Genomic DNA, 6551 nt, shown 5'->3' on the forward strand with positions numbered 1-6551 from the left:
GGCGGCGCGCCGTCCGGTGCGGGCGAGGCGGGCCCGGTCGGCGAGCATGCCGCGCAGGATCTCGGTGAGGGCCGCCGCGGACTCGTCGACCGGGGTCTGGCCGGTGACACCGTCCTGGTAGGCGTCATGGCTGCCGCCGGAGGCTGGGCCGACGACCGCGCAGCCGGCGAGCTGCGCCTCCAGTAGGACGATGCCGTAACCCTCCCCGCTGGCCGGGCGGCCGCGGGTGGGGGTGTGGGTGCGGGTGCAGAGCACGAACAGGTCCGCGGTCGCGTAGAGGCGGGCGAGTTCCTCGTCCGCGGGGGATTCGACGACCTCGGTGTCGGGATGCGCGGACACCAGTTCGTGCAGCGCGCCCGGCGCCGGACCCTGCCCGGCGAGCACGAGGCGCACCGGGCCGAGTTCGGCGCGGATGGTGGCGAGCGCCGCCAGCAGCACGGCGGCGCCCTTGCCGGACCAGTCGGCCAGCCGGAACACGCTGAGCATGGTGGGCACCGGCGGCAACGGTCGGCGCCGGCTCGATTCGCCGAGCAGCGTCGTGCGCCACGCCGGGGAGATCCCCGGTGGCAGGATCGGCGCCACCCCGACCGTGGACAGCGCACCCGCGCTGTACGAGCTGATCGTCACCGGATGCAGCAGCGGGTCGGCGCGCAGCAGGGCGCGGTCGGCGGCGCGCATGCTCCAGATGTCGGTGCCGTAGAACAGCACGGGGCCGAACCGGGCCCGGGTCAGGCGCAGCGCGGCCGCGCCGACCGGGATCAGGTTGGCGTGACCGACCACGACACTGTCGGCGGTGCCGAAGCGTCGGGCGGTGCTCAGCGCCCGACGGACGAACCGGGCCCGGTTGCCCGGGGTCGCCTCGACGCCCGGTTCGAGCATGTCAACCCTGGTCAGCTCGGCGCCGCCCGCGCGCAGGGTCTCCTCCACCGTCGTGAGGTAGCGCTCGATGCCGCCACCGAGCCCGCCGGAGAGGGTCAGGAGCAGGACGCGGGCGGCGCGGTCGGCATCCGGCGCTGGGGGAGAGATCCGTCGAAGTAGCTGCACGGAAGGTGATGGTAATCATTCCTGTGGTAGCCGTCCCGCGCGCCGTCCCGTGTTCGTGGAGCTCACCGTGTCCACATCAGTGCCGAGCGTGCTAATAGTTCTGCGGATGGCACGCGTGCTGTGGGCGCCGGGTCGGGATCTGGGGCGGGGGGACTTGTGGCGCAGCGCCGGCGCTTCGACGAGGTACCAGCTGGCCGCGGCGAGCACCACCGTCACCACGACCGTCACCGGCAGGTACACGAGGATCCCCTGGCGGTGCAGCCCGTACACGGTGGCCAGCTGCTGGATGGGAAAGCCGTAGATGTACAGACCGTAGGAGAGGTCCCGGCGGGTGCCCAGGCGGTGCAGCGGCACCCGGATGCCCAGGTAGGCGCACAGGTAGGCCAGCGGCATCGCCGAGATCAGCGGCATGTCCTGGACGAAGTAGGAACCGACGAACACCACCCCGGCGACGGCGGCGATTCGGCCCGAGACCGGGATGCGGTCGGCGTACAGGCACACGATCGAACCGGCGAGGAAGTTCAGCGCGAACCGGAACATGTCCGGGGACAGCCGGGCCGGCAGGATACCGGCGGGACCGAGGGCCTCGACCAGGGCGAGCCCCAGGGTGATCGCGCCGATCACCAGGACCGGTCGGCGGCGTAGCAGTCCGACCAGGGCGAGCGCGAGGATCCCGAGGTAGCACTGCACCTCCCACCACAGCGACCACATCGAGCCGTCCCAGGCCAGTGGCGCGGTGGAGCCGGGCGCGGGGAAGAAGGTGCCCGTCGGGGTGCCGCCGATGTCGTAGAAGCGCATCCGCACCAGCGCGTTGTCGGTGACGTAGTGCAGCGCGCCGTGCGGTCCGGTCAGCGGATAGCCGTGCAGGGTGCCATGGACGTGCAGCCAGCCCAGCGGGGCGATCACGAACGCGACGAAGATCAGGCAGACCCAGAAGCCCGGCAGGATGCGCAGCGCCCGGTGCCGGATGAACCGACGCAGTGGTAGCCGCCGGGCGCTGTGTGTCACCAGCAGGCCGCTGATGGCGAAGAAACCGTCGAGGGCCACCGCGTCGTACTCGTGCTTGCCCAGGCCCGGGCTGTGGTGACCGCTGAGCGCCAGTCCGTGCAGCAGCAGGACGACCCAGGCGAACATCAGCCGTTGCGCGGACAGGCAGTTCGGGCCGGTGAACACCCGGGCGAGGGTCTCGCCGCCGGTGCTGTCGCCGGGCGCGGTGCCGCTGGGATGGCCAGCGACGCTGGTGGACGCGGGTTGCGTGGCCTGGTCGGCCCGGCGGGGGCGGGGGATGAGCCGCGCCACGCCCGACGGGGCGCGCGGTGGCGCGGTGAGCGTGTCGGGTGATGGCGCGCGCGCCGGCTCGCTGTCGGCGTGGGGATTCCTGGGCGCTTCGATGCCCGGTTCCATGGGAGCTCCTTTGTGACTGGCATGAGCCCGGCAGCCGTTGCGGCGGTCGTGGTGTCGACTGCTTCAACCTGTCGGCGTCACGCTGGCGTTACTCTAAGTGCACATCCGCGTACGGCCGTGGGCTCGCGGCCGTGTGCCGCACCGACGGTGACAAGGAGTCGTCCATGGAGCTCGACCTGCGGTATCGCAACGGTGGCAATCCCGACCTGCTCGACCTCGTCGACATCCGACCGGGACGGGCACTGGACTGTGGCTGCGGCGCCGGTGACAACGCCCGGCTGCTGCGAGAACGTGGCTGGCAGGTGACCGGCGTGACCAACGACCCGTCCGAGCGGGCCGCCGCGGGGCGTGAGTGCGACCGGATCGAACTCGCCGACCTCGCCGACGGCCTGCCCTTCGCCCCGGACGGCTCCTACGAACTCGTCGTGCTCTCGCACATCCTCGAGCACCTCGCCGACCCGACGCCGCTGGTGCGCGAGGCCCGGCGGGTGCTGGCGCCCGGCGGCCGGATTCTGGTCGCGCTGCCGAACGTGCTGCATTACCGGCAGCGGGCGAAGTTCCTGCTCGGACACTTCGAGTACACCGAGACCGGCCTGATGGACGCCACCCACCTGCGCTTTTTCACCGTGACCTCGGCCCGGCGCCTGCTGGTGTCCGGCGGACTGCGGATTCTGGCCGATGCCTCGACCGGTGGGCTGCCGTGGTGGCGCAGCCGGGAGTTCCTGCCCGAGGGCTGGGTGCGGGGCGCCGACCGGTTCGTCCTGCGCCAGATGCCGAACCTGTACGCCTGGCAGTCGCTGTTTCTGACCGCGCCGCTGCGCCCGCTGCCCGCCGCCCGTCCCGCGGACATCGGCACCCGGCCCGTCACGGCGCCCCGGCCACGGCGTAAAGCCGCACAGCCGGCTGTCCCCGCGCCCACTGTCCCCGCGCCCGCCGCGCCCGCCGCTGTCTCGCCCACCGCTGCCGCGTCCGCCGCCGCCCCGACCCGGTCTCCGGTGGCGCGCGCGGGCGGTTGAGTCCGTCCAGCCGGATCGGTGTGACCCCGCCCTGCTCGGGACGGTCATGGCGGGGTCATGACCAGGCGGTCCATCGCGCGGCGCGGGGCTCGTCGGCGTGCGGTTCACCGAGCGGGGGAATCGGTCCAAGACCGTCCAGAAGACCATGGCGGACCAGCGCGGACGTGGCGAACCCACGTCCGCGGGCCAGGTCCAGCAGCAGGGATCGGGGCAGCACGACCGCGGCGGCGGTCGCGGCGACCAGTGTGGTGCGCAGCCGCCATCCGCGCAGCCGGGTGAACCACAACCGGTTGCGCACGACGTAGTAGCCCCAGCCGCCACGCGAGATGGTCGTGCTTCCGGTGTGCCACGCGCGGGCGGGACTGAGCACCACGCTCCAGCCGGCGTCGCGCACGCGGTAGCAGAAGTCGACATCCTCGAAGCCCAGGAAGTACCGGCCGTCGAAGGGGATGCGCCGCAGCACGTCCATCTTGATGAACATCACCGCGCCGGTGACCCAGTCGGCCTCGCAGGGCCGATCCTGCGGCGGGCGCCGGGCTCGCGGCGCCACCAGGACGGGACTCAGCCGGGCGGCGCCGGACTGCAGGCCGTCCCCGTTGACCAGGGTCGGGGCGACGACACCGATGTTCGTGCCGCGCAGCAGGTGCAGACAGGCCGTGATCGTGGCCTCGTCGATCCGGATGTCGTTGTTCACCAGCAGGAACGCCTCGGCGCCCGGATGGTCGCGGCAGGCGAACGCGAAGCCCGCACCGAAGCCGAGATTGCGCGGGGGGATCAACCACGCGGACGCCGCGGGCAGGTCCGGTGGACGCGCGCTCTGGTCGTTGGCGACCACCACGACCTGCGCGATGGACGGACAGGCCTCGAGCCGCTCGGCGACGTCCACCGTGGGAGCGCTGGGACCCCAGTGGACGATGACGGCCACGGTCTTCATCGGGCCCCCTGGCTTGGTGCGCGGTGGGAACGGAGCGCACAGCAGTCGTGTTCTCGTGCCGGATCGAAACAGAGAGTAACAGAATCGTCTCACCTAGTGAGGCAAGGTGGCGGTGTCGGCGCCTCCTGGTTCGCGCCACGACGCTCTTGTCCCAATGCTCACACAGAGTAGTCGGCAGGTGGCATAGTCGGGCCGTGGCTGATGCGTCGTCGATCCCCAGGGGTGCGGATGAGCAGGCGGCGGACGGCTCGATCGCCGGCCCCGCCGTACCGTCACCCGCACCTGGCGCCGGTGGTGAAGCCGGCGTCGCCGGCCCGCCGACGCAGCGCGCCGGTTCCCCCGCGGACGGCTGGCTGGCGGCAGAGGGCGGTCAGCGAGATCGTCGCGGTCGCGGTCGCCGCGGTCGCGGTGGTGGTCCCGGTGGTGGTGGTCCCGGTGGTGGCGGGCGGCCGGTGTGGGTGGGGCGGTTCGGGCGGGGTCTGTCCGAGCTGCTGATGACCGCCGGGGTGCTGGTCGTCCTGTTCCTCGTCTACCAGTTGTGGGTCACGGACCTGTTCGCCGCCCGGACCCAGGACCGCCTGCACCATGAGCTCGAGCAGTCGTGGAGCCGCCCGGCGCCGCGGGTGCCCGTGCCGTCCGCGCCCCGGACGGCACCACCCCCACCGGTGGTGCCCCTCGGCGACGGTGTCGCGATTCTTCGGGTTCCGCGGCTCGGACGGGATTACGCGCCCGTCGTCGTGCAGGGCGTCTCGGCGGCGGACCTGCGTCGCGGACCTGGGCATATCCCGGGTACCGCGATGCCCGGTCAGGTCGGGAACTTCGTGGTCTCGGGGCATCGGACCACGTATGGAAAACCTTTTAATCGTATGGATGAATTGAAGCCCGGTGACGCCATCGTCGTCGAGGTTCAGGATCGTTACTACACGTACCGAGTCTCTGGCTCCGAGGTTGTGACCCCAAATCGGGTAGATGTTACATATCCCGTGCCAAAGCATGCGGGAGAGGTTCCGACGAAGAGCCTCATCACCTTGACAACCTGTCATCCTGAATATTCGGCCAGTCATCGACTGATCGTGTACGGCGAGCTGGTGGACACCACCGCGAAGTCGGCCGGCCCGCCGCCGGCGCTGGCTGTCGGGTGAATGCGCGAGGAGGCGCCGACGATGTACGCCTGGCTGTACCGCCACCTCCCCGGCTCCGGTCGCGTGCGGCCGTTGGTAGCCGCACTGCTCCTGCTGGGCGTGGTGGCCCTGCTGATGTTTGTGGTCTTTCCTGCGGTGGAGACGGTTCTGCCGAATGGCCAGGTAACTATGGGTAGTTGAGTGGGTCGTAAATCGCAACCAGTGGGCCGAGGTGGACGGGGGGCGACGGCCACCCGCGCTTCCGATGATTCGGTGGAATGGACACGGCGTGGTCTCGCCGTCGGAGCGGGAAAGCCCTCGATGTTCCTTTGTGCTTTGGTCGACAGGGAGCCCATCTCGACACCGCGGACCGTGGCGTGGTGGTCGGTCTGGGGGCGGCGGAAAGTCGGTCATCGGATATCCTGCGCCATGGGCGGCGTTACGCTCGCAAAGTGTGGGCATCGGTGCCTGCGGCATCGCGGCAGCCGCGCCTGATGGAGGCGGTGGTGTACAGGCCAGAGCCCCTGTGGTCGACGCGTGTGGTTGTGGGTCCGTGGCGGGATCGTCTTCGGGGGAATTCCATGAAATGGCGGTATCAGAATGGGCGCTGGTCAGCGGTCCACGTCGACGGCAGGCGTCGAGTGGCGCACCAGATGCGAACCTCCCGACACGCGGCCGCCCACACGGGGAGGGGCGGGCTGAGCGGTCGCGACCCGGCGGACCGCGACCCGGCAGGTTCAGGTCCGGACCCGGGCGGGCGTTCTCCTCGCGACGGGTGTGTCGTGGGCAAGGGGGCACCACAGGTACAGCGGTCTGTCACCGGGCCGGTCGACACCTGCGGGTCGGCGTTGGACGCCGGGCCGCAGGTGGTGACCGGGCCGGCCGAAGCCACCGGGCTGACCGCCGCGGACGAGCCGGCCGGGGGCGCGGGCCTGGGTGAGGATCCCGGGCAGGCTGGCGGCGCTGACACGGCAGGGGTGGCGGGCCGGATCGTCGGGGCCGGGCGGACGCCCGCGCAGGCGCGTGAACCCG

The 6551-nt window shown here is 71.5% G+C and carries 6 protein-coding genes and 1 pseudogene; 3 read left to right on the plus strand and 4 right to left on the minus strand.

Going from position 1 to position 6551, the window contains the following annotated elements:
• Nucleotides 1-1044, minus strand: a 1044-nt coding sequence (locus tag G6R24_RS16800; protein ID WP_163550182.1) for a glycosyltransferase family 4 protein, incomplete at its 3' end; no start/stop codon positions are given.
• 15 nt (nt 1045-1059) lie between these two features.
• A complete protein-coding gene (locus G6R24_RS16805; protein ID WP_163550183.1) occupies nt 1060-2448 on the minus strand; it encodes an acyltransferase family protein in 1389 nt (462 codons plus the stop codon).
• 164 nt (nt 2449-2612) lie between these two features.
• Between G6R24_RS16805 and G6R24_RS16810 the strand changes: the two genes are divergently transcribed.
• A complete protein-coding gene (locus G6R24_RS16810; RefSeq protein WP_163550184.1) occupies nt 2613-3464 on the plus strand; it encodes a class I SAM-dependent methyltransferase in 852 nt (283 codons plus the stop codon).
• Between the two features lie 55 nt (nt 3465-3519).
• Here the strand turns inward: G6R24_RS16810 and G6R24_RS16815 are convergent, their stop codons facing one another.
• Nucleotides 3520-4398, minus strand: a complete 879-nt coding sequence (locus G6R24_RS16815; RefSeq protein ID WP_163550185.1) for a glycosyltransferase family 2 protein — start codon at nt 4396-4398, stop codon at nt 3520-3522.
• Between the two features lie 494 nt (nt 4399-4892).
• Between G6R24_RS16815 and G6R24_RS16820 the strand changes: the two genes are divergently transcribed.
• Entirely contained in the window at nt 4893-5540 is a 648-nt protein-coding gene (locus G6R24_RS16820) for a class E sortase (RefSeq protein WP_244957192.1), read from the plus strand.
• Nucleotides 5541-5720, plus strand: coding sequence for a hypothetical protein (locus G6R24_RS21715; RefSeq protein WP_175084483.1), 180 nt, complete (start codon nt 5541-5543; stop codon nt 5718-5720).
• Nucleotides 5721-6256: 536 nt separating this feature from the next.
• On the opposite strand, the pseudogene G6R24_RS22640 reads toward G6R24_RS21715, so the two are convergent.
• A pseudogene (locus G6R24_RS22640) lies at nt 6257-6551 on the minus strand (hypothetical protein); the annotation flags it as partial.

Source organism: Candidatus Frankia nodulisporulans (assembly GCF_902806475.1).
Classification (GTDB): domain Bacteria; phylum Actinomycetota; class Actinomycetes; order Frankiales; family Frankiaceae; genus Frankia; species Frankia umida.